At 69.6% G+C, this 24807-nt stretch carries 28 protein-coding genes, 1 other RNA gene and 1 pseudogene; 16 read left to right on the top strand and 14 right to left on the bottom strand.

Annotated features, from left to right (window positions below):
* The 3 genes from MXC99_RS13565 to MXC99_RS13575 all read left to right on the top strand — a co-directional run.
* The coding region (locus MXC99_RS13565) for an alpha/beta hydrolase (protein WP_247725966.1) at nt 1-522 on the top strand (522 nt) is incomplete at its 5' end.
* Nucleotides 522-674: a hypothetical protein gene (locus MXC99_RS13570; protein WP_247725967.1), complete on the top strand. Its 153-nt coding sequence runs from the start codon at nt 522-524 to the stop codon at nt 672-674. The genes MXC99_RS13565 and MXC99_RS13570, both read left to right, overlap by 1 nt.
* A 2-nt stretch (nt 675-676) precedes the next feature.
* Nucleotides 677-1474: a symmetrical bis(5'-nucleosyl)-tetraphosphatase gene (locus MXC99_RS13575; protein ID WP_247725968.1), complete on the top strand. Its 798-nt coding sequence runs from the start codon at nt 677-679 to the stop codon at nt 1472-1474.
* A gap of 69 nt (nt 1475-1543) precedes the next feature.
* On the opposite strand, the gene MXC99_RS13580 is transcribed toward MXC99_RS13575, so the two are convergent.
* From MXC99_RS13580 to MXC99_RS13595, 4 genes are all read right to left on the bottom strand, one after another.
* A complete protein-coding gene (locus MXC99_RS13580; protein WP_247725969.1) occupies nt 1544-1822 on the bottom strand; it encodes a Txe/YoeB family addiction module toxin in 279 nt (92 codons plus the stop codon).
* A complete protein-coding gene (locus MXC99_RS13585; protein ID WP_247725970.1) occupies nt 1812-2069 on the bottom strand; it encodes a type II toxin-antitoxin system Phd/YefM family antitoxin in 258 nt (85 codons plus the stop codon). The genes MXC99_RS13580 and MXC99_RS13585 overlap by 11 nt, the downstream gene beginning before the upstream one ends.
* Before the next feature lie 22 nt (nt 2070-2091).
* The gene (locus tag MXC99_RS13590) at nt 2092-2862 is read right to left on the bottom strand and encodes a lysophospholipid acyltransferase family protein (protein ID WP_432654255.1); all 771 of its coding nucleotides are present in this window, start codon (nt 2860-2862) and stop codon (nt 2092-2094) included.
* 166 nt (nt 2863-3028) lie between these two features.
* A complete protein-coding gene (locus MXC99_RS13595; RefSeq protein WP_247725971.1) occupies nt 3029-3808 on the bottom strand; it encodes a GNAT family N-acetyltransferase in 780 nt (259 codons plus the stop codon).
* A gap of 157 nt (nt 3809-3965) precedes the next feature.
* On the opposite strand from MXC99_RS13595, the gene MXC99_RS13600 reads away from it, so the two are divergent.
* Nucleotides 3966-4901 carry a carbohydrate kinase family protein gene (locus MXC99_RS13600; protein WP_247725972.1) on the top strand — a complete coding sequence of 312 codons (936 nt, stop codon included), beginning with the start codon at nt 3966-3968 and terminating at the stop codon, nt 4899-4901.
* A complete protein-coding gene (locus tag MXC99_RS13605; RefSeq protein ID WP_247725973.1) occupies nt 4895-5368 on the top strand; it encodes a glycine zipper 2TM domain-containing protein in 474 nt (157 codons plus the stop codon). Before MXC99_RS13600 ends, MXC99_RS13605 begins: the two co-directional genes overlap by 7 nt.
* A 42-nt stretch (nt 5369-5410) precedes the next feature.
* On the opposite strand, the gene MXC99_RS13610 is transcribed toward MXC99_RS13605, so the two are convergent.
* The 7 genes and pseudogenes from MXC99_RS13610 to MXC99_RS13635 form a co-directional block, all read right to left on the bottom strand.
* Nucleotides 5411-5881 (bottom strand): DUF3426 domain-containing protein, encoded by a 471-nt coding sequence (locus MXC99_RS13610; protein WP_247725974.1) that lies wholly within the window; start codon nt 5879-5881, stop codon nt 5411-5413.
* A 279-nt stretch (nt 5882-6160) separates the two neighbouring features.
* A pseudogene (locus MXC99_RS16965) lies at nt 6161-6262 on the bottom strand (MJ0042-type zinc finger domain-containing protein); the annotation flags it as partial.
* 7 nt (nt 6263-6269) lie between these two features.
* Nucleotides 6270-7172: a 50S ribosomal protein L11 methyltransferase gene (prmA, locus tag MXC99_RS13615; RefSeq protein WP_247725975.1), complete on the bottom strand. Its 903-nt coding sequence runs from the start codon at nt 7170-7172 to the stop codon at nt 6270-6272.
* Between the two features lie 3 nt (nt 7173-7175).
* Entirely contained in the window at nt 7176-8534 is a 1359-nt protein-coding gene (gene accC / locus MXC99_RS13620) for an acetyl-CoA carboxylase biotin carboxylase subunit (RefSeq protein ID WP_247725976.1), read from the bottom strand.
* A 7-nt stretch (nt 8535-8541) separates the two neighbouring features.
* A complete protein-coding gene (accB, locus tag MXC99_RS13625) occupies nt 8542-8994 on the bottom strand; it encodes an acetyl-CoA carboxylase biotin carboxyl carrier protein (protein ID WP_247725977.1) in 453 nt (150 codons plus the stop codon).
* Nucleotides 8995-9356: 362 nt separating this feature from the next.
* Nucleotides 9357-9908 (bottom strand): TlpA family protein disulfide reductase, encoded by a 552-nt coding sequence (locus MXC99_RS13630; RefSeq protein ID WP_247725978.1) that lies wholly within the window; start codon nt 9906-9908, stop codon nt 9357-9359.
* The gene (locus MXC99_RS13635; protein ID WP_247725979.1) at nt 9905-10525 is read right to left on the bottom strand and encodes a hypothetical protein; all 621 of its coding nucleotides are present in this window, start codon (nt 10523-10525) and stop codon (nt 9905-9907) included. The genes MXC99_RS13630 and MXC99_RS13635 overlap by 4 nt, the downstream gene beginning before the upstream one ends.
* 81 nt (nt 10526-10606) lie before the next feature.
* On the opposite strand from MXC99_RS13635, the gene mpl reads away from it, so the two are divergent.
* The gene (gene mpl / locus MXC99_RS13640) at nt 10607-11980 is read left to right on the top strand and encodes a UDP-N-acetylmuramate:L-alanyl-gamma-D-glutamyl-meso-diaminopimelate ligase (RefSeq protein WP_247725980.1); all 1374 of its coding nucleotides are present in this window, start codon (nt 10607-10609) and stop codon (nt 11978-11980) included.
* A gap of 101 nt (nt 11981-12081) precedes the next feature.
* Here mpl and MXC99_RS13645 read toward each other — a convergent pair whose 3' ends face one another.
* From MXC99_RS13645 to MXC99_RS13655, 3 genes are read right to left on the bottom strand one after another with little or no spacing between them, the layout of a single operon-like run.
* Nucleotides 12082-12753 (bottom strand): BON domain-containing protein, encoded by a 672-nt coding sequence (locus MXC99_RS13645; RefSeq protein WP_247725981.1) that lies wholly within the window; start codon nt 12751-12753, stop codon nt 12082-12084.
* Nucleotides 12753-13346, bottom strand: coding sequence for an SIS domain-containing protein (locus MXC99_RS13650; protein ID WP_247725982.1), 594 nt, complete (start codon nt 13344-13346; stop codon nt 12753-12755). The genes MXC99_RS13645 and MXC99_RS13650 overlap by 1 nt, the downstream gene beginning before the upstream one ends.
* Before the next feature lie 44 nt (nt 13347-13390).
* A complete protein-coding gene (locus MXC99_RS13655) occupies nt 13391-13888 on the bottom strand; it encodes a YraN family protein (protein ID WP_247725983.1) in 498 nt (165 codons plus the stop codon).
* Between the two features lie 108 nt (nt 13889-13996).
* On the opposite strand from MXC99_RS13655, the gene rsmI reads away from it, so the two are divergent.
* The 10 genes from rsmI (at nt 13997) to MXC99_RS13705 (ending at nt 24798) form a co-directional block, all read left to right on the top strand.
* Nucleotides 13997-14827: a 16S rRNA (cytidine(1402)-2'-O)-methyltransferase gene (gene rsmI, locus MXC99_RS13660; RefSeq protein WP_247726139.1), complete on the top strand. Its 831-nt coding sequence runs from the start codon at nt 13997-13999 to the stop codon at nt 14825-14827.
* 137 nt (nt 14828-14964) lie between these two features.
* Nucleotides 14965-16002, top strand: coding sequence for a dihydroorotase (pyrC, locus tag MXC99_RS13665; protein ID WP_247725984.1), 1038 nt, complete (start codon nt 14965-14967; stop codon nt 16000-16002).
* A 143-nt stretch (nt 16003-16145) separates the two neighbouring features.
* The gene (locus MXC99_RS13670; protein WP_247725985.1) at nt 16146-17726 is read left to right on the top strand and encodes a methyl-accepting chemotaxis protein; all 1581 of its coding nucleotides are present in this window, start codon (nt 16146-16148) and stop codon (nt 17724-17726) included.
* 89 nt (nt 17727-17815) lie between these two features.
* Nucleotides 17816-18196, top strand: an RNA gene (gene rnpB, locus MXC99_RS13675) — RNase P RNA component class A.
* 298 nt (nt 18197-18494) lie between these two features.
* Entirely contained in the window at nt 18495-18938 is a 444-nt protein-coding gene (gene mraZ, locus MXC99_RS13680) for a division/cell wall cluster transcriptional repressor MraZ (RefSeq protein ID WP_107220184.1), read from the top strand.
* A complete protein-coding gene (gene rsmH, locus MXC99_RS13685; RefSeq protein ID WP_247725986.1) occupies nt 18935-19873 on the top strand; it encodes a 16S rRNA (cytosine(1402)-N(4))-methyltransferase RsmH in 939 nt (312 codons plus the stop codon). Before mraZ ends, rsmH begins: the two co-directional genes overlap by 4 nt.
* Nucleotides 19870-20136, top strand: coding sequence for a cell division protein FtsL (ftsL, locus tag MXC99_RS13690; protein WP_247725987.1), 267 nt, complete (start codon nt 19870-19872; stop codon nt 20134-20136). Before rsmH ends, ftsL begins: the two co-directional genes overlap by 4 nt.
* Nucleotides 20133-21899 (top strand): peptidoglycan D,D-transpeptidase FtsI family protein, encoded by a 1767-nt coding sequence (locus MXC99_RS13695; protein WP_247725988.1) that lies wholly within the window; start codon nt 20133-20135, stop codon nt 21897-21899. Before ftsL ends, MXC99_RS13695 begins: the two co-directional genes overlap by 4 nt.
* Nucleotides 21896-23401: a UDP-N-acetylmuramoyl-L-alanyl-D-glutamate--2,6-diaminopimelate ligase gene (locus tag MXC99_RS13700; protein ID WP_247725989.1), complete on the top strand. Its 1506-nt coding sequence runs from the start codon at nt 21896-21898 to the stop codon at nt 23399-23401. Before MXC99_RS13695 ends, MXC99_RS13700 begins: the two co-directional genes overlap by 4 nt.
* Nucleotides 23398-24798: a UDP-N-acetylmuramoyl-tripeptide--D-alanyl-D-alanine ligase gene (locus tag MXC99_RS13705; protein ID WP_247725990.1), complete on the top strand. Its 1401-nt coding sequence runs from the start codon at nt 23398-23400 to the stop codon at nt 24796-24798. The genes MXC99_RS13700 and MXC99_RS13705 overlap by 4 nt, the downstream gene beginning before the upstream one ends.
* The last annotated feature ends 9 nt before the right edge of the window (nt 24799-24807 follow it).

Consider the following 24807-nt stretch of genomic DNA (forward strand, 5'->3'; position numbering starts at 1 on the left):
TTGAACTCGGCCGTGTACTCCTGCTTCGGGATGCGTTTCACGTCGTTCTTCCTCTCGTTGCGTCGATCGTACGACGACTACGTTGGAAGACGAAATTCGTGGGGCAGCTCAGCCAAAGCGATAAAGTGGATGAGCATCAACATCCGCCGCTATGGCGGTGATCCGTCGCGGATTACCCTGGTCGGTTTTTCGTCGGGTGCGCACTTGGCCGCATTGCTTGCGTGCGATCCTGGCTACCTACAGCGCTACCGCCTGACGAATTCGGTGATCGCTCAGGTCATCTGCCTCGACGGGGCACATTTTGACGTTCCCTTGGCGATCCGCATGCTTGCGGAGCAGGGCCTGGGACTGGCATACCAGGATCGCAGAGTCCGTAAGTTGCGCCGTCTGATGGGGGAGGATGAGGAGCGGCAGCGCCGCCTTTCTCCTGCCGGACATCCTCTCACGGCGCTCGCCGGGACGCGTTTCCTGTTGCTCTCGGCAGGGGTGCAGGGGGGGGCGGGCAGGCCTTTACCAAAGTGATGAACGAACGGTTTTCGATACAGCTCAAGCTGGCGGGGGTGCCAGTGCAGCACCGGCATTTCACTGCACTTGGCCACAAGGATCTTCTTTTGATGCATGACGAGGATTGCCGGCAGTGTGTCGAGGCGTTTCTCGTCCAGAGCGGCGACTGACGATGGCCACTTACGCAATCGGCGACATCCAGGGCTGCTACGCGCCGCTGGCGCAGATGCTGGAGCGGGTGCGTTTCGACCCTGCGGCCGACCGCCTGTGGGTGGTGGGGGATCTGGTCAATCGCGGGCCGGATTCGCTGCGTGTGCTGCGTACCCTGCGCGAGTTGGGCAGTGCGGCGACAATCGTGCTCGGCAATCACGACCTCTACCTGCTGATGGTGGCCGCCGGGTTGAAGCGGCGCGTCGGGGACGACACCTTGTTCCAGGTGCTCGAGGCGCCGGACCGCGATGAGTTGCTCGACTGGCTGGCGCGGCGGCCGCTGCTGCAGGTGGAAGGCGAATACGTGTTGGTCCATGCCGGGCTGCTGCCGCAGTGGTCGGTGGCGCACGCCCAGCGGCTCGCCGACGAAGTCGGTGCGGCGCTGGGCGGGCCGCAGGCGCGCGAGTTCCTGCGGAATCTGGCCGGCGATCGGCCGGCGCGCTGGAAGGAAGGGCTGAAAGGCTGGGGCCGGCTGCGGGTGATCGTCAATGCGCTGACCCGGCTGCGCTTTTGCAGCGTAGACGGGCGCATGGACCTGAGCGCCAAAGGGGCGCCGGACAAGGCGCCGCCGGGCACCTTGCCGTGGTTCCGGGTGCCCGGCCGGCTCAGCCGCACCCACACCGTGGTCTGCGGGCACTGGTCGGCGCTGGGCTTCTATCGCGAGCCCGGCCTGATCGCGCTCGATTCGGGCTGCGTGTGGGGCGGCAAGCTCACCGCGCTGCGCATCGAGGACGATGCGGTGTTCCAGGTGCAGGCTTAGGCAGGCGCTGCGCTGGCGAAGGCGGCCGGCGCCGTCGGCGCATGGCTGTTTCATCGAACTGCATGGGTGTTACTGGTAGTGGTAACGACAGGCAATCACCACCAGCGCCTGGTCATCGACGCAGTAAACCAGCCGGTGGGTGTCGTCGATGCGGCGTGACCAGAAGCCCGAGAGGTTTTCTTTCAGGGGCTCGGGTTTGCCGATGCCTTCGAAGGGGTGGCGCAGGCCGTCCTTGATCAGGGCATTGATGCGTTTGAGGGTTTTGCGGTCCTGGTCTTGCCAGTATTCGTAATCCTCCCAGGCAGCCAGGGTCCAGGTCAGCCTGAGCAGCTTTTCTTCAACCGGCATCGACCGGATCCCGCGGCGTGACCTGGCCCTTGCGGTACTGCTCGATCGAGCGTGCCAGGTGGGCGGCATTGGCGGGGGACTTCAGCAGATGGACGGTCTCCATCAGGCCGTTGAAGGTGTCGAGCGACATCACCACCGCGTCGGGCGCATCCCGGCGCGCGATGACCGTGTAGTCGGCGTCGTCGATGACCTGATCGATCACGTTCTTGAGGTTGTTCCGCGCCTCCGAAAAATTCACCACACGCATGATGATGCCTCTTTGAATTGTGCTATTTGCTGAACAAGTCTAGGGCGCTGCGGGCGTGATTGCAAGGCTGGCGCCCATGAGCGCGAGCAACCCCAGGCGCAGGCAGCGCTGCGCTGACGACGGCGGCCGGCGCCAGGCGGCTGGCCGCGAGCACCCAGTCGCGGGCGTGCTGGGCCAGGATGCGGCGGTCGACCCCGTCCGCGGTCGGGTACGGGGGGGCGATGCGGATGCGCACGATGCTGTGGCGGGTGGCGATGATGTTGGCGACGCACTGCCCCAGGCTGATCTCTCCATCGTAGGCCGGGGCGCGGTTGTGGCCGCCGTCGGTGCTCAGGTAGCGCAGCGCCAGCGGCTGCACCGGGCGGCTGCAGGCGATCGCCGGTTGCAGCAGGGCGGCATGGAAGTGGAGCACCTCGGTGCCGTCGGTGGTCGTGCCTTCGGGAAAGATCGCGACGTTGCCGCCGGCCTCGAGCCGCGCGGCGGTTTCGGCGTTGACGATGCGGGCGTGGCCGCGGCTGCCGCGGCGCAGGAAGAGGGTGTCGTTGTTCGCCGCGAGCCAGCCGATCAGCGGCCAGGTGCGTACTTCGGCCTTCGACACGAAGGCGGCGGGAGCGAGGGCGTTGATGGCGAAGATGTCTACCCATGAGATGTGGTTCGCCACCAGCAGGCAGCCAGGGGCGATGGCTCCGCCTTCGGCCTCCAGCTCGATGCCGAGGATGCGCAGCAGGGCGCGCGACCAGCGCCGGCGCAGGGCGCGGTGGGTGAGGGGGTAGACCAGCGCGATCGTCGCCACGCCGTACAGGAGGTGCAGGCCGAGGCGCAGGTAGCGCCAGGCGCGCAGCGGCGCGGGCGTGGCAGCGCTGGCTGTGGCGCCGGGCAGGGAGACAGTGCTTCCGGCGCCCGGCGCGGCGGGCGCACGGGAGCGAGGGGGGCGGGGACGAAGGGGGCGGCGGGCTTGTTCAGTCTTGGCGTCCCAGAAAGTGGCGGGCGTAGCGGCCGTCGACCCGGTTCATCGGCATCAGGATCGGCAGGTCGGCGGTGTTGAAGTCGGGGTCCCACGCCGGTTCGCCGCAGATCCACGCGCCGGCGCGCAGGTAGCCCTTGATCAGCGCCGGCAGTTCGCTGGCGAGGTCGCCGCGCAGGGCGTCGAGCGGCAGCGGGCAGCGCGGGAAGACACGGTATTCGAGCGGCGCCAGGTGCTCGCCGCGGAGGCGATTATACAGACTGGCCGCAGCGTGGCCGCCGTCGGCCATCGACACCGAGGCGCAGCCGATCAGGTGCTCGTAGCCGTTTTCCAGCATGTAGCGCGCCAGCCCCGACCACAGCAGGGCGATCACCGCGCCGCTGCGGTAGTCGGCGTCGATGCAGGCGCGGCCGATTTCCACCAGCCGGCGGCGCAGGTGGTGCAGGCGGGTGAGGTCGAACTCGTTCTCGGAATAGTAGCCGCCGACCTTGCGTGCGGCGCTCGGCGACAGGATGCGGTAGGTGCCGACGATGCGGCCGGCGTCCTCGTCGCGCACGATCAGGTGTTCGCAGAAGGGGTCGTAGAGGTCGCGATCGACGCCCGGGCTGCGGGTCGGCAGGCGCGCGCCCATCTCGTCGGCGAAGACCCGGTAGCGCAGCTTCTGTGCTTCGAGGATTTCGGTTTCGCAGCCGGCGAGGCCGACGTGCAGGTTGCGCGCCTTGCGCGGGACGCGGTTCCGGTCGGGCTCGAGGCGATGGGAGCGGGGCTGGAGCATGGTGTGGTTCCGTCCTGTTCGGGTGGAGCCATTCTCGAAACCCGGCATTGCGGGGCGGTGACGCCGCGGTTACGGGCCGGTGACGGGCGAACGCGCCTCCGGCGCCGGGGGCGGTCCGTATAATGCGGGCTTCTTTCCTCCCGGCCGTCTTTCCTCCATGTCCATCCTCGTCTGCGGATCGGTCGCCTACGACTCGATCATGGTCTTCCAGGACCGCTTCAAGAATCACATCCTGCCCGAGCAGATCCACATCCTGAACGTGTCCTTTCTCGTTCCCGATCTGCGCCGCGAGTTCGGCGGCTGCGCCGGCAACATCGCCTACGGGCTGAAGCTGCTCGGCGCCGATCCGCTGGTCGTGGCGACCGTGGGCGAGGATGCGGGGCCGTATCGCGCCCGCTTCGCGGCCCTCGGCCTGCGCCAGGACTACGTGCGCGAAGTGCCCGGCACGTTCACCGCCCAGGCTTTCATCACCACCGACCTCGACGACAACCAGATCACCGCCTTCCACCCCGGGGCGATGTTCCATTCCCACCTCAACGACGTGCGCGAGGCGCGCGGGGCGAAGCTGGGCATCGTCTCGCCCGACGGCGCCGACGGCATGCTGCGCCATGCCGCCGGCTTTGCCGAGGCGGGCGTGCCGTTCGTGTTCGACCCCGGCCAGGCGTTGCCCATCCTCGGTAGCGAAGCGTTACTGAATTGCCTGCAGCAGGCGCGCTACTGTACGGTCAATGACTACGAGGCCCGGCTGATGTGCGACAAGACCGGGCGCAGCGAAGCCGAGCTGGCGCGCGAAGTCGAGGCCCTGGTGGTGACGCTGGGCGCGGAAGGCGCGCGCATCCACTGCCGCGGCGAACTGTTTGCGGTGCCCGCGGTGACGGCCGATGCGCTCGTCGACCCCACCGGCTGCGGCGATGCCTACCGCGCCGGGCTGCTGTACGGCCTGGCCGCGGGCTGGGACGTGCGCAAGTGCGCGCGTCTGGCGGCGGTGATGGGGGCGATCAAGATCGCCGATCGCGGCGGGCAGAACTACCGGCCGGCGCGCGCCGAGATCGCCGCGCGCTTTGAACAGGCATTTGGAGAACAAGCATGGTGAAACGGATCGGAACGAAGTCGCGCGCACTGGCCGGTGCGCTGGTCGCTGCGCTGGTGCTGGGCGGCTGCGCCCAGGGGCTGGGCGGGGGAAGCTACGCGCGCACCGAGGCGCGGCGGGCGATGACGGTGCAGTTCGGCACGATCGAGTCGGTGCGCGGGGTGCAGCTCGAAGGCACGAAGACGCCGGTCGGCTCGCTCGCCGGCGCGGCGGTCGGCGGCATCGCCGGCAGCTCGGTCGGCGGCGGCCGCGGCGCGGCGGTGGCGACGGTGATCGGTGCCGTCGCCGGCGGGCTGGCCGGTTCCGCGATCGAGGAAGGCGCGACCCGCACGGCGGGCACCGAAGTGACGGTGCGCCTGGACAATGGCCAGTTCCTCGCCGTGGTGCAGGCCGACGAAGGGGAGGGCTTCCGTCCCGGCGAGCGCGTCCGTGTGCTGCGCGATGCCGGCACCACGCGGGTGACGCGCTGAGACCGGGGCGCGCCGCGGATTTTTCGGCGACGGGAAAAGGGATCAGGGGTAGAAGACGTAGAGCCGGTAGCCGACCGGCGCCATGTCCGGCGTGGAAAAGGGCAGGCGGATGCCGAGGGCGCTGCGCCCCGGGAAGGCTTCGGCCGGATGGTCGGCGGGCAGCCAGTCGCGGGGGGACAGCACCCGCCGCGCCAGCGCCTGCTCGGTGGCGTCGTTCAGGGTCAGCTCCAGGTAGGGCCACTCCTGCGCGTAGTCGGCGCGGTTGTTGATCGTCGCGTACAGTACGAATTCGCCCGGCCGGCCGGGCTCTTCCTGCAGTTCGGTGGCTTCGATGGCGATCCGCTGTGCATCCCGCGGATAGGGCAGCGTGCACCCGGCGCGGGCGCAGGCGCTGGCCAGCAGGGGGCGCAGCCCGGGCAGGTCGCGGGCGATTTCGGCGCGGAACAGGTATAGCAGCTGGGCGCCCAGGGTGCCGGTCAGCAGCACCAGCACCAGGGTGGTGGCGATGCGCACGAGCGCCGACGGGCGCTGCGGGCGGGCGCGAGCACGGGGTTGCGGGCGAGGGCCCTCCGGGGGGGCGGGCCGTTCCGCGGGCGCGCGCGACGGCGGTCCGGCTTCGGGCTGCGGGGCGCTCCGCCCGGACTGCGGGCCGGGGAGCGGACTCACCGGGCCCGACGCTGGCTCCGGTGTCGCCGCGGGTGCCGGCGGAAGCCGGCGGCGGCGCAACACGTCGGGGGCCTCGGCCGCGCTCGCCGCGTCCGGGGCGATTTCGTGCGCGACAGCGTCGAAGGGCCGCAGGCAGCGCCCGCAACGCACCTTCCCGCCCTGCGCATGAAGCTGCTCCGGACGCAGCCGGAACACCGTCTGGCAGGCGGGGCAGCGGGTGAGTGTCATGCGATCATCATCTCCCGGGGCGCTGCCCTTCGAGCCGGACCCAGCCGTCGAGGCGGGCGCCGACCCGCAGCGCGATGAACGGCGCCCAGGCTTCGATGACCTGATCGGCCTGGGTCTCGAGCACGCCCGACAGCGCCACCTGCCCGCCGCCGGCGATGCGCGCCGCGATTGCCGGGGCGAGCACGCACAGCGGATTGGTCAGGATGTTCGCCACCACCCGGTCGAAGGTTTCTTCGACCGCGATCGCGGAGTGCTGCAGGCGCATCGTCACGCCGTTGCGCGCGGCGTTGTCGCGCGCGGCCTCCATCGCTTTCTCGTCGATGTCGACGCCGAGCACGTCGGCGGCGCCCAGCCGCGCCGCGGCAATGCCGAGGATGCCCGAGCCGCAGCCGTAGTCGAGCACGGTGCACCCGAGGTGCACGGTGTCGCACAGCCACTCCAGGCACAGCCGGGTGGTCGGGTGCGAGCCGGTGCCGAACGCCATCCCGGGGTCGAGTTCGATGTTGATCGCGCCGGGGTCGGGCGCTTCGTGCCATGAGGGCACGATCCACAGCCGGTCGGTGATGCGGATCGGGTCGAACTGGCTCTGCGTGAGCTGCACCCAGTTCTGTTCCGCGACTTCTGCGGTGGTGAACGGCGGCACGCCGTCGAGGCCGGCGGCGTGCGCGGCCTCGGCGAGCATCGCCCCGAGTTCGGCGCTGCCGGTGTCACCGTCGAACAGGGCGATGACCCGGCTATGCTCCCACAGCGCGCTGGGCAGGTGACCGGGCTCGCCGAATTGCGGGGTTTCGGCGGCGGTGCCGGCGTCGGCGTCCTCGATCGACACAGACAGCGCGCCGGCCTCCATCAGGGCGTCCGACAGCGCTTCCGCGCGGGCCGCATCGGCCTGCAGGGTGACCGAGATCCACATCGTTCAGACCTTCACTTCGCTCTGGTCGGCGAGCTTGTGCTCGAGGTAGTGGATGCTGGTGCCGCCTTCGATGAAGTGCGGGTCGAGCATCAGCGTCTGGTGCAGCGGGATGTTGGTCTTGATCCCGTCGACCATCATTTCCGACAGCGCGATGCGCATGCGGCGGATCGCCTGGTCGCGGGTGTCGCCGTAGGCGATCAGCTTGCCGATCATCGAGTCGTAGTGCGGCGGCACGGTGTAGCCGTTGTACACGTGGGAGTCGACGCGGATGCCGGGGCCGCCGGGGGTGTGCCAGTTGCCGATGCGCCCGGGCGAGGGGGTGAACTTGAACGGGTCTTCGGCGTTGATCCGGCATTCGATCGAGTGGCCGCGGAATTCGATGTCGCGCTGGCGGAACCACAGCTTCTCGCCGGCGGCGATGCGGACCTGGGCCTGGACGATGTCGATGCCGGTGATCAGTTCGGTGACCGGGTGCTCGACCTGGACCCGGGTGTTCATCTCGATGAAGTAGAACTCGCCGTTCTCGTACAGGAACTCGAAGGTGCCGGCGCCGCGGTAGCCGATCGTGCGGCAGGCTTCGGCGCAGCGTTCGCCGATGTCGGCGATGCGCTTGCGGTCGATGCCCGGCGCCGGCGCTTCCTCGATCACTTTCTGGTGGCGGCGCTGCATCGAGCAGTCGCGCTCGCCCAGATACACCGCGTTGCCGTGCTGGTCGGCGAGGATCTGGATCTCGATATGGCGCGGGTTCTCGAGGAACTTCTCCATGTACACCACGGGGTTGCCGAACGCCGCCTGGGCTTCGGCGCGGGTGGTGGCGACGGCGTTGAGGAGCGCCGCCTCGGTGTGCACCACGCGCATCCCGCGCCCACCGCCGCCGCCGGCGGCCTTGATGATCACCGGGTAGCCGACAGCGCGCGCGATCTTGATGATCTCCTTCGAGTCTTCCGGCAGGGCGCCGCCGGAACCGGGCACGCAGGGGACGCCGGCAGCCTTCATCGCGTCCTTGGCCGAGACCTTGTCGCCCATCAGGCGGATGGTCTCGGGGCGTGGGCCGATGAAGACGAAGCCGGACTGCTCGACGCGCTCGGCGAAGTCGGCGTTCTCCGACAGGAAGCCGTAGCCGGGGTGGATCGCTTCGGCGTCGGTGACTTCGGCCGCCGAAATGATCGCCGGCACGTTGAGATAGCTCAGGCTGGAAGGGGCGGGGCCGATGCACACCGACTCGTCGGCGAGGCGCACGTACTTGGCGTCGGTGTCGGCCTCGGAATGCACGGCGACGGTCTTGATGCCGAGCTCGCGGCAGGCGCGCAGGATGCGCAGGGCGATCTCGCCGCGGTTGGCGATGAGGATCTTCTCGAACATGGCGCGCTCAGCCGATGACGAACAGGGGTTGGCCGTATTCGACCGGTTCGCCGTTGTCGACGAGGATGGCCTTGACCACGCCGCTGACGTCGGCTTCGATCTCGTTCATCAGCTTCATTGCTTCGATGATGCACAGGCGGTCGCCGGCGGCGACGCTCTGGCCGACATCGGTCAGCGGTTTCGCTCCGGGCGCGCTGGCGCGGTAGAAAGTACCGACCATCGGCGACTTGACCACATGCCCTTCGGGCAGGAGGTCGTCGCCGTCGGCGACCGGGGCCACGAGCGTGGCGCTGACGGTGGCTGCCGGCGCGGGGGCCGGCATCTGCGCGTAGTAGGCACCGGGCGCCGCCGCCGGGTGTTTGGCGATGCGGACTTTTTCTTCGCCTTCGGTGACTTCCAGTTCGGAAATGCCCGACTCCTGGACGAGGTCGATGAGTTTCTTCAGCTTGCGCAGATCCATGATTTTCTCCGGACAGGACAGCGCCGCCTGGACGGCGGTCGCGGTCGGGGATGGCTAGTGTTCTGGGTGCCGTCGGCGGGCGACGGCACGAAGGCGCGCGGTGGGCAGGTCGCAAGGCCGTGGCGGCCGGGCGCTGCCGCTGGGGCGAGAGGGGCGCGCGCCTCGCATGGGGCATGCATCATGGCCCGGTATCGGGGTGGATCCGTCGGGCAAAACTACCGAAAAACCTTTTCCGGCGCGGTTCGGGCGCGCTTTGAGGGGGGCTTCAGGTAGGCAGGTTGGGCGCTTCATGGCGGCAAGTTTGCCGCAATTGGCTGCACGTTGTCCACTTTTGGCGCATTTTGTGCGCGAATTCGGAGGGCTCAGGACGGCAGCAGTGCGCGGATTTTGCGCTCGAGTTCGTCGCGGTGCAAGGTGCCGAGCTTGATGTGGCGCACTTTGCCTTCGCGGTCGATGATGACCGTAAATGGCAGCGCGCGCGCGTTGTTGCCGAGCCCGGCGGCGAGTTCGAGCAGCTCGGGGCCGGCGATCAGCAGCGGGTAGGGCACCTGGAATTCTTCGTCGAAGGCGCGCACCTTCGCGGCGGTGTCTACGCTGATGCCGACGAACTGCACCGGATGCGCGGCCAGGGCCTGGCTGACGGCCGAGAAGTCGGGGATTTCCTTGCGGCAGGGCGGGCACCAGGTGGCCCAGAAGTTGGCCACGATCACGTTGCCGCGCCACTGCGCGACGGCCTGCTCGACGCCGGATTCGTCGGGCAGGCGCAGATTCAGCAGGCGGTCGACGGCAGCGGCGGAAACGCCCTCCATGGCGGAAGCGGGGGCGCTGCGCCGGTCCCCGCTGGCGAGATAGCCGGCGATGCCGGCGGCGCCGGCGACGGCTGCGATCAGGGCGAACTGGAGGCTGCGCTTCATGGGGTTCCGTTCCTTGTGCCGGAGAGGCCGGCTGCGGTCCCGAGCAGGGCTTCGACCTGGGGCAGGCGGGCCCGCTCCTGACCGCGGCGCCCGCCGCGTTCGGCCGCCGAAGGGTAGATCGACACTTTGACCGGGATGTCGTCCCAGTCGAAGCTGAGGACGGCTTCGGGCGTGTGCGGTGCGGGGCGGCGCGGTTCGCGGTGCTCGTAGGAGAAATCCTGGTTGAGGAAAAAGATTTCGACGTCCTTGGCGCTTTCCGGGAACAGTTCGATCTCCAGTTCGGAATAGCGCCCGGCGGTGCCGTCGAGCGCGCCGCCGGTGAGGTAGGGGTGGAAATCGGCGAGCAGGCGCATGACTTCGACCGCCGCGCTGCGCATCTCGAACAGGCGTTCGGGCTGCTCCTCGTCTTGGTACAGCGCCTGCCAGGCGCGCAGCTCGGTTTCGATTTCGGCGTTGTTGGGCAGGGCGTCGGCGTCGGTGGCGCCGAGCCGCTTCGCTGCCTTGCGCTTGGCGAAGCCGAAGTCGCCGATGCCATCTTCGGCCATCATGCGGGCGGCGAGGGCGGCGATTTCGCGGCGCAGGCCGGTGCTGCGGGAGGAGTGGGCGTGTGAGGCCATGATCGCGCTCGGGTAAAATGCGCGGCCATTGTACACGGGCCGGTTTCATCCGGATGACGGCCCCTCGGAGCCCAGCGTCTCATGCACATCCACATCCTCGGCATCTGCGGCACCTTCATGGGCGGAGTCGCCCTGCTCGCGCGCGCCGCCGGCCACACCGTGACCGGTTGCGACGCCAACGTCTATCCGCCGATGAGCACCCAGCTCGAGGAGCAGGGCATCGGCCTGATCGAGGGCTACGATGCCGCCCAGCTCGAGCTGGCGCCCGACGTGTTCGTGATCGGCAACGCGGTGGCGCGCGGCAATCCGCTACTCGAAGCGATCCTCGACCGCGGCCTGCCCTACGTCTCCGGGCCGCAGTGGCTGGCCGAGCACGTGCTCGCCGGGCGCTGGGTGCTGGCGGTGGCGGGCACCCACGGCAAGACGACGACGACTTCGCTGCTGGCCTGGATGCTGGAGGAGGCCGGCCTCGCTCCGGGCTTTCTGGTCGGCGGCGTGCCGCAGAACTTCGGCGTGTCGGCGCGCCTGACCGAATCGCCGTTCTTCGTCATCGAGGCCGACGAGTACGACACCGCGTTCTGCGACAAGCGCTCGAAGTTCGTCCACTACCGGCCGCGGACCGCGATCCTGAACAACCTCGAGTTCGACCATGCGGACATCTTCGCCGATCTGGCGGCGATCGAGGCCCAGTTCCACCACCTCGTGCGGACCATCCCGGCGAGCGGGCGGATCGTCGCCAACGCCCGCGAGGACAGCCTGAAACGGGTGATCGGGCGCGGCTGCTGGTCCGAGCTGGAGTGGTTCAACGATGCCGCGCAGTGGTCGGCGGAGGCAGGCGCGGACGACGCGCAGGCGCTGTTCCGGCTCGCCGGCGCCGAGCTGGGGCGCTCGCCGATGCCGCTGGCGGGCAGCCACAACCGCGAGAACGCGCTCGCCGCGATCGCCGCCGCGCGCCACGTCGGCGTTACCCCGGCGCAGGCGATCGCCAGCCTGGCGAGTTTTCGCGGCATCCGGCGGCGGCTCGAACTGCGCGGCACGGTCAACGGGGTGAGCGTCTACGACGACTTCGCCCACCATCCGACGGCGATCGCGCTGACCGTCGACGGCCTGCGCCGGCGCCAGGTGCAGGGGCGGATCCTGGCCGTGCTCGAGCCGCGTTCGAACACGATGAAGCTCGGGGTGATGAAGGCGCGGCTGGCGGCCAGCCTGGCGGGGGCGGATGCGGTGTTCTGCTATACCTCCGGCCTCGGCTGGGATGCCGGCGAGGCCCTGGCGCCGCTGGGGGCGCGGGCGCACTGCCACGATGCGCTCGACGCCCTGGTGGCCGACGTGGTGGCCGCGGCGCGCCCGGGCGACCAGGTGCTGGTGATGAGCAACGGCGGCTTCGGCGGCGTGCACCAGCGCCTGCTCGCGGCGCTGGCCGGGGGGGGCACGGGAGCCGCGGCTGCGCAGTGAGCGCAAGCGGCCCGCTGCGCCCGGGCCGGTGTGCCTCGGTGGCGTGCCTCGGCGGCGGCGCTTCGCCCTGGCGCCGGCGTACGGTGTGGACCGCCCGGCGTTCAGCGCCGGGCGCCGGCCGGGTCGTCGAGGCGGCGGGCCTCTTCGTCGCTGATGTATTCGAACACGCGCACCACCTTGCGCACGCCCTGGCTGGTGCGGGCGACGGTGGCCGCGGCGTCGGCTTCGGTGCGCGTGACCAGTCCGAGGAGGAAGACCACGTTGGCCTCGGTGACGACCTTCACATTGTGGGCGGAAAAGCGCTGCGCATCGACGAAGCGGGCTTTCACGTTGGAGGTGATGAGGGCATCGTTGGCGCGCGCGCTGAGGCTGGAGTGGGGACCGACCACGACTTCGTTGATCACGCCGCGGACGTTCTCGACACCGGCGACGAGTCCGTCGAGCTCGCCGCGCACGGTGGCGTCAGGGGCTTCGCCGGTGAGCAGGACGTTGCGGTTGTAGGAGGTGACGTTCACATGCACGGTGCCGCCGAAGCGTTGGCGGATGCGGTTCGAGACTTTCCATTCGATGCTTTCGTCTTCGACGTAGGCGCCGCCGGTGCGGCGGTCGGACACCATCGCGGCGCCGGCGCCGACACCGGTGGCGACGACCGGGAAGCAGCCCTGGAGGAGCGGCAGCGCAGCCGCTGCGGCGAGGCCCAGCAGCAGCCGGCGACGGCCGGCGGCGCGGACCGGAAGGGCGCCGGCGAGGCGGGAGGGGGAGGTCGTTTTCATCAGTCTTCTACTCCGAGTAGCAGGCAGTCGATACCGTCGCACAGGCAGTGCAGGATCAGCAAGTGCAGTTCCTGGATGCGAGCGGTGCGGTCGGCGGGGGCGGCCAGATGGATGTCGGCCGGGCCGAGCCTTTCGGCGATGCGCTCGGCGTCGGCGCCGGTCAGCGCGATCACCCGCATGTCGCGCTCGTGGGCGGCGCGGATGGCATCGAGGAGGCGCGCCGGCTCGCCGTTTGCGGCGATGGCGACGAGGACGTCGCCGGGGTGGCCGAAAACTTCGATCTGGCGGGCGAACAGCCCGCTCGTGTCGGGTTCGCCGGCGATCGGCGCAAGGGTAGAGGCGTCCGCGCTCAGCGCCATTGCGGCTAGCGAAGGGCGTTCGAGCTCGAAGCCATTGACCAGTTGGGCGGCGAAGCGGCGGGCGTCGCCGGCCGAGCCCGCCGCGCCGCAGACGAGGATCTTGCCGTTTTCCAGCAGGCAGGCGGTGATCAGTTCGATGGCGCCGGCGATCGGGGCGGCCAGCATTTCGAGCGCCTCGAGTGCGGTGCGCATGTTGTCCTCGAACTGGCGCGAGACGCGGTCGATCAGGTTCATGCGGAGGAAATCGTCGAAAGGACGGTGCAGTCTACCATGCGCTTTCAGCCGGCATCGAAGGCGCCGGGTAACCAGGTGATACGGTCGCGCTCGAGGGCGTCGAGGAGGACGGCGTCGAAGCGGCAGGCCGCACCCTGGAAGCGCTGCCCCGCGCCGCCCAGCCACCACTGGGCGGCGATCAGCACACGCCGGCGCTTGCCCGCGGTGATGCTTTCGCCCGCGCCGCCGAAGCGGGCATTGCTGCGCAGGCGCACTTCGACGAACACGAGCTGGCCGCGGTCGAGGCAGATCAGGTCGAGTTCGCCGCCGCGGCAGCGCACGTTGCGGGCGAGGATGCGCAGGCCGTGTGCCGCGAGGTGTTCGGCGGCGAGCGCCTCGGCGGCGGCGCCGCGCGCTTGCGCCGGAGTCCGCGGGGAGCCGATACTGCGCCCGCCGGCAGCGGCCGCCTCGCCCGCGGACGCTGCCGTCCCGTCCCGGCGGGTTCGCCCGGACGTCGCGTTCGGCGTGGCGGCTGTCGCCGCGTTCGCTGGCATCTTTCTCATCGCGCCGCTCCCCGGATTACCTTCGTCGACCCTTCGAACTCATCCATGACCGCCTCCGTGCCCTTCTCCGCTCACCTTCCCGTCCGCCCCCTGTCTAGCACGACGTCATTGTATGTGGTGGCGACCCCGCTCGGTAATCTCCATGACATCACCTTGCGTGCGCTCGCCGTGCTGGGGGCGGTGGACGTGGTCGCGGCCGAGGACACCCGGCACAGCCAGCGCCTGCTCGATGCCTACGGCCTGAAGGTGCGGATGGTCGCGGTGCATCAGCACAACGAGCAGGCGGCGGCGGGGCAGCTGATCGAGCTGCTCGCGGCCGGCCGGCAGGTCGCCCTGATCACCGATGCCGGCACGCCGGCGGTGTCCGACCCCGGCGCGCGCCTCGTCGCCCGGGTGCGCGAGGCCGGCCATCCGGTGGTGCCGCTGCCGGGGCCGTGCGCGGCGGTGGCGGCGCTGTCGGTGTCGGGGTTTGCCGAAGGGGGATTTCGCTTCGTCGGGTTCTTGCCCGCCCGGCCCGGAGCGCGGGTCGCGGCGCTCGCGGCCCTGCGCGACGAGACCGATGCGATGGTGTTCTACGAGGCGCCGCACCGCATCGTCGAGTGCGCCGCCGACCTGCTGGCGGTGTTCGGCGGCGGGCGCGAGCTGCTGGTCGCGCGCGAGATGACCAAGCTGCACGAGCAAATCGTGCGCCTGTCGCTGGCCGAAGCCGGAGCCTGGTTCGCGGCCGATCCGAACCGGGTGCGTGGCGAGTTCGTCCTGGTGCTGGCGGGAGCGCCGGTGGAGGCGGGGCTGAGCGCGGAAGCCGAGCGTGTGCTCGGCCTGCTGCTCGCCGAGTTGCCGCTGAAGAGCGCGGCGCGGCTGGCGGCGGAGATCACCGGGGCGGGGCGCAAGCTGCTGTATGCGCGGGCGCTGGAGATCCGCGGCGAGGAAGAGGCGTGAGCGGGGCGCGAGCGGAAGGGTGAGCGGCGGCGGTGACGGCCGGCTCCGTGCCAGGGTTTTCCCGTGTGGACGGTGGCTGCCGATCCGCCGCAGCGGGAAGCGCCTATAATCTGCGCGCTGTCACGAGGACCCGCTCCATGCAATCGATTACCCTGATCCGCCCCGACGACTGGCATCTGCACGTGCGCGATGATGCCGCGCTCGCTTCGGTGGTGCCGCACACCGCAGCGCGCTTCGGCCGTGCCCTGATCATGCCCAACCTGAAGCCGCCGGTGACGACCACCGTGCAGGCGCTGGCCTACCGCGAGCGCATCCTTGCCGCGGCCCCCGGCACGGCGTTCGAGCCGCTGATGAGCCTGTACCTCACCGACAACCTGCCGCCGGACGAGATCGACCGCGCCCGGGCGAGCGGCCGGATCGTTGCCTGCAAGCTCTACCCGGCCGGGGCGACGACCAACTCCGATGCCGGCGTCACCGCGGTGGAAAAGATCCATCCGGTGCTCGAGCGCATGGAAAAGCTCGGCATGGTGCTGTGCGTGCATGGCGAAGCGACCGCCGCGGACGTCGATGTCTTCGATCGTGAGCGCGTGTTCATCGAGCGTACACTGTCGCCGCTGGTGCGCCGTTTCCCGGCTCTGAAAGTGGTGTTCGAGCACATCACCACCGCCGAGGCGGCCCAGTTCGTGCGCGCCGCCGGGGCCAACGTCGCCGCCACGGTGACCGCGCATCACCTGCTCCTCAACCGCAACGCGATCTTCGCCGGCGGTATCCGCCCGCACCATTACTGCCTGCCGGTGCTCAAGCGCGAGACCCACCGCCAGGCGCTGGCGGCGGCGGCGACGTCGGGCAATCCGCGCTTTTTCCTCGGCACCGACTCCGCTCCCCATGCCCGCAGCACCAAGGAAAACGCCTGCGGTTGCGCCGGCTGCTACACCGCCCATGCCGGCATCGAGCTGTATGCCGAAGCGTTCGATGCGGCAGGCGCGCTCGACCGTCTCGAGGCTTTCGCCAGCCTCAACGGTCCGGCGTTCTATGGACTCGCACCGAATTCGACCACGATCACGCTGCAGCGGCAGGAATGGACCGTCCCGCTGGCGTATCCCTATCTCGCAGAGGACCCGCTGGTTCCTCTGCGTGCCGGGGAGCGGGTGAAATGGAAGCTCGCCGGCACCTGAGCCGGTGAGCCGGGTGGCATGCGCCGTGGCGGGCGCGGACAGGCGCTCCGACCGCACTGCGGCCACCTGTCCGCGCCCGCCACGGCGTTTCGGACCGGCCCGCAGGAAGGGCCGGTGTTTCAAGGAGAGGGGAAGGTACAACAATGAATACAACATATAACGGGCTGGTGAAGGCAGGGTATTTCGCGCAAGGGGGCGCCGATGCGGCGGCAAGGCCGCAACGGCGGAAGTCCGTGCGCTGGCACCCGCTGGGAGGCGGGCTGTGGCTGCTGGGGCGGCTGCACTGGCTGGGCAAGTTCGCGGTGGTATCGGTCGCCGCACTGGCGGCCTCGATCGGCGGTGCGCTGGGCGGGTTGCCCGTCGCGCTGGCCGGCGCCGTGGTGCTGCTCTACCTGCTCGCGGCGCTGTGCGCGGGGCAGGCCGAAGCCTTGAAGCAGTTGCGTCAGGCGATGGAGCGGACCGCCGCCGGGGATCTTCGCGTCCACACCGAGGTCGATGCGCGTGACGAACTGGGCGAGCTCGCCGGTCTGCTCGACCGGATGGTGCACTCCCTTTCCGCGATCGTCGCCGACATCCGCAGCAATGCCGCGCTCGTCGCCCATGCCGGTCGCAGCCTGACCGTCGACAGCCGGGCCCTGTCCGAGCGCACCGAGGAGCAGGCCGCGAGCCTGGGGCAGACCGCGGCGAGCGTGGAGGAAATCTCCAGTACGGTGCAAAGCAACGCCCACACCGCCCGCGAAGTGGATCAGCGCGCCACCCGGGTCAGCGCCGCGGTCGATGCCGGCGCCCAGGCGATGGAGAGTGCAGTGCAGTCGGTGGAGGCGATCCAGCAGGATGCGCGACGGATGAACGAGATCATCGGGGTGATCGATTCGATTGCCTTCCAGACCAACATTCTCGCCCTCAACGCCTCGGTCGAGGCCGCGCGCGCGGGGGAACAGGGGCGGGGATTCTCCGTCGTTGCCGGCGAGGTGCGTAACCTCGCGCAGCGCTCGGCCGAAGCTGCGCGGGAGATCCGGCAACTGATCAAGACGTCCGTGCAGCAGGTAGAGCGCAGCGTGGAACTGATCCGCCACGCCGGAGACGGGATCGCGCAGATGGCTGCGGGCATTCATGGTGTGGCCGCGAGCATGAGCGAGATTTCCCATTCCAGCGGCGAGCAGAGCACGGGGCTGCGCGAGATCAGCACCGCAGTGCAGCAGCTCGACCGCATCACTCAGGACAACGCGCAGATGGTGGGTGCTGCGGTGCAGCATGCGGAGGCTCTGGAGGGGCGGGCGGCCACCCTCACCCATGCGGTGGCCGCGTTCCGGCTGCAGCAGGGCACGGCCGATGAGGCGGTGACGCTGGTCGAGCGGGCCGCGGCGCTGTGGCACAGCGGTATCGGCCGCGAGCGCTTCCTGCACATGATCACCGACCGGGACCAGCCTTATCACGACCGCGACATGTACATGTTCGTGCTCGATGCGGCAGGCACCTACCTCGCCTTTGGCGGCAATCCGGGCAAGGTCGGCTCCCGGGTGCGCGACATTCCCGGAGTCGACGGCCGCCGCCTGGTCAGCGACATCGTCGAGCAGGCCGAACGCGGTCCGGGCTGGGTCGAGTACGACATCACCAACCCGGTGTCGGGCGTGGTGCAGACGAAGATGTCCTACGTCTGCAAGGCGGACGCCGATCTCTACCTCGGTTGCGGTGTCTACAAGGCGTTTACCGGTCGCGGCTGAATCCCCGGAGGCTGCTTTTCTCCGGCCTGGCGATGACAGGGGGCGACGGCGACCGTTGTGCCCGCGCGATGTGCGTATAATCCGTGCGGGAAGTTCGCCAGGCAGTCGCTGCGCACGTCGTGCGTGGAGGAAAGTCCGGGCCCCGCAGAGCAGGATGCCGGCTAACGGCCGGGCGTCGTGAGGCGACGGAAAGTGCAACAGAGAGCAGACCGCCGATGGCTTCCGCAAGGAAGATCAGGCAAGGGTGAAACGGTGGGGTAAGAGCCCACCGCAGGACTGGCAACAGGACTGGCACGGCAAACCCCATCCGGGGCAAGGCCAAATAGGGGAGCATCGGCGTGGCTCGCGCCGCTCCCGGGTAGGCTGCTAGAGCGCCGCGGCGACGCGGCGCCCAGAGGAATGACTGCCCGATGCTGCCGGCTCGCGCCGGCGGCGTTCGACAGAACCCGGCTTATCGGCGAACTTCCCCCTCTTCCCTGGCATTTCGCCCCCGTTTTTTCCATTTCCTATTTTCATTTCCAGCCTTCTCTCACCGCGTCGTGAGGGGGCTGTCCGCGTTCGCGCTGAATTTGAGCTTTCTGCGCCATATCCCTTGATTTTTCAGGGATTATTTACGCCTTTGGGTTTTGATCTAAGTCATTGTGTCATAAAGAGATTCTGATCGATCGATGTTGACCGGGTATTTCCTTTGAACTAAAGTGGGTTCCAGTGGAGAAAAGTGGGAGAAAGTGTCGCTCGGATGCTTTCCCAGCACCGTCAGGGGGGACGATGTTCCAAGGAGCCGCAGCGCTCAATCTCGATGCCAAGGGTCGCCTCGCGATCCCCGCGCGGCATCGTGACGCCCTCGCGGTCGAGGCCGGCCAAGTGGTGCTCACCGCCCACCCGCACGGTTGCCTGCTCGTCTATCCGGTGCCGGCCTGGGTGCCGATCCGCGACAAGGTGCTCGCCGCGCCGGGGCTCGATCCGTTGTCGGCAATGCTCAAGCGCCTGCTCGTCGGTTTCGCCCAGGAAGAGGCGCTCGACGCCGCGGGGCGGGTCCTGGTTGCACCCTCGCTGCGCCAGTTTGCCAAGCTCGAGAAGCAGGTCTGGCTCGTCGGCCAGGGCAGTCACTTCGAGCTGTGGTCCGACGCCGGCTGGCAGCAGCAGCAGCAGGCGATGCTCGATCTGGTCAATACCGGGCTACCGCCGGGTTTCGAGAGCCTGGCGCTGTGAATACCCCTCATCACCACGTCACCGTCCTGCTCGACGAAGCCGTCGATGCGCTCGCCATCCGGGGCGACGGCGTCTATGTCGATGGCACTTTCGGGCGCGGTGGCCACAGCCGCGCCGTGCTCGCGCGGCTGGGGGCGGAGGGGCGGCTGATCGCCTTCGATCGCGACCCGGCAGCGATCGAAGCCGGGCAGGCGTTGGGCGATCCGCGGCTGACCCTGGTCCATGCCCCGTTCAGCGATCTGGACGAGACGCTCGCGCGGCTGGGGCTGGAGCAGGTGGACGGCGTGCTGCTGGATCTGGGGGTCTCGTCCCCGCAACTGGACGACGCTGCGCGCGGCATGAGCTTTCGTTTCGATGCTCCGCTCGACATGCGCATGGATACGAGCCGCGGGCAGACCGCGGCGGAATGGCTGGCGGAAGCCTCCGTCGGCCAGATCACGGAGGTCATCAGGGATTATGGAGAGGAACGGTTTGCTCATGCGGTTGCAAAGGCGATTGCAGCTGCTCGGACAGGGGGGGCTGTCGCAACCACTGGACAACTTGCCGCGATCGTGGAAAAGGCGGTCCGTACGCGCGAGCCGGGGCAGCACCCGGCGACACGCACCTTCCAGGCTCTTCGGATTTTCATCAATCAGGAACTCGAGGAGCTGAGCCGGGTGTTGCCGGCATGCGTCGGTCGACTGCGTGCCGGCGGCCGCCTGGTGGTGATCAGCTTCCATTCGCTCGAGGATCGCATCGTCAAGCGTTTCATGCGCGACGCGTCGCGCCCCCCGGTGCTGCCGCGCCGCCTTCCGCTGCGGGCTGCCGACCTGCCGGCGCCCCGCCTGAAGCTGGTGGGACGGGCGCTGCGGCCGGGCGAAGCCGAAGTCGCGGCCAACCCGCGTGCGCGCAGCGCGGTGATGCGGGTCGCCGAGCGTACCGGGGCGGCGCCATGATGCGCGCCGACGCGGTGCTGGTGGCGCTGACCGTGGCCAGTGCGCTGGGCGTGGTGTCGGCCCAGCATCAGGCGCGCAAGCTGCATGCCGAGCACGAGCGCGAACAGGCGCGCGCGCGCGCCCTGGAAGTGGAATGGGGCCGCCTGCAACTCGAACAAAGCACCTGGGCGGCGCATGGGCGTATCGAGTCGTTCGCCCGCGGGCGCCTGGGCATGGGGGCGCCGACGCCCGGCCAGGTGCTGGTGGTGGAGCCGCAATCATGAAAAATCAGCGTACCGTCACCTTCAATCACAATCCGCTGCTCAAGCACGCGCTGCCGGCCTGGCGCGCGCGCGCGGTGATGTTCGGACTCATGGCCTGCTCGGTCGCGCTCGGCGGGCGGGCGCTCTACCTGCAGGGGGTGAACAACGACTTCCTCCAGGCCAAGGGCGAGTCGCGCTATGCGCGCACGCTCGAAATCTCCGCCACCCGGGGGCGCATCACCGACCGCCACGACAATGTGCTCGCGGTGAGCACGCCGGTGCGTTCGGTCTGGGCCCTGCCCGCCGACGTACGGCTGGAGCCGGCGCAGGCGCGTGAGCTGGCGCGGTTGCTCGAGATGGACATCAACGAGCTCAATGCCAAGCTCGGATCGAGCCGCGACTTCGTCTACCTGAAGCGCCAGCTCGTGCCCGACGTGGCGCAGCAGGTCGCCGACCTCGGCCTCGCAGGCATCCATCAGCAGCAGGAATATCGCCGCTATTACCCGGGCGGCGAGGTGATGGCCCACATCCTCGGCTTCACCGATGTCGAGGACAAAGGGCAGGAAGGAATGGAACTCGCGTTCGAGAAGCGGCTCGCCGGCCGTCCCGGGCTGCGCCGGGTGATCAAGGACCGGCGCGGCCAGATCGTCGAGGACGTGGAAGCGATCCGCCCGCCGCGCGACGGCGATGACGTCGCGCTGTCGATCGATGGCAAGATCCAGTACCTCGCCTGGTCGGCGCTGCGCGAGGCGATGCAGCAGCACAAGGCCAAGGCCGGAGCGGTCGTGGTGCTCGATGCGCAAAGCGGCGAAGTGCTGGCGCTGGCCAATGCGCCGACCTTCAACCCCAACAATCGCGCCGATCTGAGCGGTGCCCAGCTGCGCAACCGGGTGTTTACCGACAGCTTCGAACCCGGCTCGGTGATGAAGCCCTTCATCGCTGCGCTCGCCCTGGAGAAGGGCAAGGTCGAGCCGGGCACCATGATCGATACCGGCAACGGCCGGCTGACGATCGGTTCGGCGACGATTTCCGATACCAAGCGCCACGGCCCGATCACCGTATCCCAGGTGGTGCAGAAGTCGTCGAACGTCGGCACGGTCAAGCTCGCGCAGCAGTTCGCTGCCGACGAGATGTGGCAGCTGTTCGATCAGCTCGGCTTCGGCGCACCGCTCGATCTCGGCTTCCCCGGCGAGACCGCGGGCCGTGTGCGACCGGCAAAGACCTGGCGGCCGATCGAGCAGGCGACCATGTCCTATGGCCACGGCATCGCAGTGAGCCTGATCCAGATGGCGCGGGCCTACCTCGTGTTCGCCCGCGACGGCGAACTGCTGCCCCTGTCGCTGACCCGCCTCGAGCGCGCTCCGGCGCCGGGGCGGCGGGTCTTCTCGGCGCAGACCGCGCGCGAGGTCCGGGCGATGCTCGAGCTGGCCGCCGGCCCCCAGGGCACCGCGCCGCGCGCCCAGGTGGCCGGGTATACCGTGGCCGGCAAGACCGGAACCGCGCATAAGCTCGAAGGCGGACGCTATGCCAGGAAGTACGTGTCTTCCTTTGTCGGTTTCGCCCCGGCCACGAAGCCGCGCATCGTGGTTGCGGTGATGATCGACGAGCCTTCGGCTGGCCAGCACTACGGTGGCGCCGTTGCCGCACCGGTGTTCGCGCGCCTGGTCGAAGGTTCGCTGCGCACCCTTGGCGTGGCCCCCGACATGCCGATCGCGCCGTTGCAGATCGCGCGCAAGCCGGCCGACGAAACCGAGGATGGCACATCCGCCCGGGAGCGCATGTGAGCACAGGACAAGTCCAGGAAGTCCTCGCCCGCCTGCGCCAGGCCGGAGTCGAGCCGCAGGGAATCGGCGCGGATTCGCGTCGCCTCGCGCCGGGGGAGGTGTTCGCCGCCTGGCCCGGGTTCCGCACCGACGGTCGCCGCCACATCGCCGATGCCATCGCCCGCGGGGCGGGGGCGGTGCTGTGGGAAAGCGGTGACGGTTTCGATCCCGGAGCGCTGCCCCTGCCATCGCTGGCGGTCGCCGGCCTGAAGGAGCTGGCCGGTCCGCTGGCCGACGAGATCTACCGCCGGCCTTCGGCCGCGTTGTGGGTGGCCGGAGTCACCGGCACCAACGGCAAGACCACGGTGAGCCAGATGCTCGCCAGCGCGCTGAGCGGGCTCGGCGCGCGCTGCGGCATCATCGGCACGCTCGGCTGCGGTTTTCCCGGCGAACTCGAGGCGGCGCTCAATACCACGCCCGACGCCCTCGAGCTGCAGCGCTGGCTGGCGCGATTCCGTGCCGGCGGGGCGGCAGCCGCGGCGATGGAAGTGTCCTCGATCGGGCTCGACCAGGGGCGGGTCAACGGGGTGCGCTTCGATGTCGCGCTGTTTACCAACCTGAGCCGCGACCATCTCGACTACCACGGCTCGATGGAGGCGTATGCCCAGGCCAAGGCGCGGCTGTTCGCGCTTCCCGGAGTCGAGACCTGCGTGATCAACATCGACGACCCCTTCGGCATGACGCTGGCACGGCGCCTGGCGGGCGAAGGGCGCGACGTCGTCGCCTGCACCGTGCGCGCGGACCATGCCGGCGCGGTCGCCGGCGCCCGCGTGCTGTGCGCCGACCGTCTCCAGGCCACAGCGGCGGGGCTGCGTTTCACGCTGCACTGGGGCGGCCGTGAGGCCGATCTCGCGGTGCGCATGGTGGCGCCCTTCAATGTCGCGAACCTGCTCGCCGTCGGCGCCGCGCTGCTGGCGCGCGGAGTGGCGTTCGAGACCGTGGCTGCGCAGCTGGTGCAGCTGACGCCGCCCGCCGGGCGGATGCAGGTGGTGGGCGGCGAGCGCGAGCCGCTGGTGATCGTCGATTACGCGCATTCGCCGGATGCGCTGGAGAAAGTGCTGGAAGCCCTGCGCGGCACGGTGCGGATGCGCGGCGGGCGGCTGGTGTGCGTGTTCGGTTGCGGCGGCGACCGCGATACCGGCAAGCGTGCGCTGATGGGCGAAGTGGCGCGCGCGCTCGCCGACCGTGTCGTCATCACCAGCGACAATCCGCGCAGCGAAGACCCGCTCGTGATCATGGCGGCGATCGCCGCGGGCAGCGGCGCGCAGGCCGAGCAGGTGGTCGATCGGGCGCAGGCGATCGGTATCGCGATCGGCGAGGCCGGCGCCGCCGACGTCGTCCTGATCGCGGGCAAGGGGCACGAGCCCTATCAGGAAATCCTCGGGCAGCGGCTGCCGTTCTCCGATCTGGAGCAGGCCCGCCTCGCCCTCCAGGCCTGGCATGCGAAGGAGCGCGAACGATGATGACCGTGCACGATGCGGTGCGGGCGCTCGCCGCCCATCAGGCGCGCGCGCAGGGGGACGCGCGCTTCGAATGCGTCGGCAGCGACAGCCGGGCGCTGGTGCCCGGCCAGCTGTTCGTCGCCTTGCGCGGAGAGCGCTTCGACGGTCACGACTTCGTCGCCGAGGCGGCGGCGCGGGGTGCGGCGGCGGCGCTGGTCGATGCCGAGTGGGCTGCCGGGCAGGCGCTCGCGCCGTTGCCGCTGATCGTCGTTGACGACACCCGGCGCGCACTCGGTACCCTGGCGGCGAGCTGGCGCGCCCGTTTCGCATTGCCGCTGCTGGGGGTGACCGGCAGCAACGGCAAGACCACAGTGAAGGAAATGTGCGCGGCGATCCTGCGCGCCCAGGCCCGCCGCGACGGTTTCGGCGACGACAGCGTCCTCGCCACCCGCGGCAATCTGAACAACGACATCGGCCTGCCGTTGACCCTGCTCGAACTGCGCGATTTCCACCGCGCGGCGGTGATCGAGATGGGGATGAACCGTCCCGGCGAAATCGCTTACCTGAGCGCACTGGCGCAGCCGACCGCGGCGATCGTCACCAACGCCCAGCGTGCCCACCTGCAGGGCCTCGGCTCGGTCGAGGAGGTCGCCCGCGAGAAGGGGGCGATCTATCAAGGCCTGGGTGCGACCGGCATCGCCGTGATCAACGCCGACGACCCGCACGTCGGCGAGTGGCGCGCGGTCAACGCCGGGCGCCGGATTGTGACATTCGGTATCGAGCGGGCGGCGGATGTGCGCGGGCAGTGTACCCTGCGCGGCCTCGGCTCCCGGCTCGAGCTCGACACCCCCGCCGGGCGGTTCGGTTTCATCCTGCAGGTGCCGGGCGTGCACAATGCGCGCAACGCCGTAGGGGCGGCGGCGGTCTGCCTTGCTGCGGGCGTTTCGCCCGAAGCGGTGGCCGACGGGCTGGCGGGGTTCACCGGCGCGCGCGGTCGCCTGCAACGGCGCAACGGCCCGCGCGGCGCCCTGATCCTGGACGACACCTACAACGCCAACCCGGACTCGGTGCGTGCCGCCATCGACGTCCTCGCCTCGCTCCCCGGCCATACCTGGCTGGTGCTCGGCGACATGGGGGAAGTCGGCGGGATCAGCGCCCAGGTGCATGACGAGATCGGCGGCTACGCCAAGAGCAAGGGCGTCGACGGCCTGTTCGCGCTGGGCGAGATGAGTGCGATCGCGGTGCGCAATTTCGGCGAGGGCGGGCATCACTTCGCCTCTGCCGAGGCGCTCGTCAAGGCACTCGCTCCGCGCCTCGACGCGGATTCGGTGGTGCTGGTGAAAGGCTCGAGGTTCATGTGCATGGAAAGAGTGGCGGATGCGCTTGTGGCAATGCACAATTCCGCCCCTTCAACGTAACCGACCCCT

This window comes from Thauera aromatica (assembly GCF_023093595.1).
Taxonomy (GTDB): Bacteria; Pseudomonadota; Gammaproteobacteria; order Burkholderiales; family Rhodocyclaceae; genus Thauera; species Thauera aromatica_A.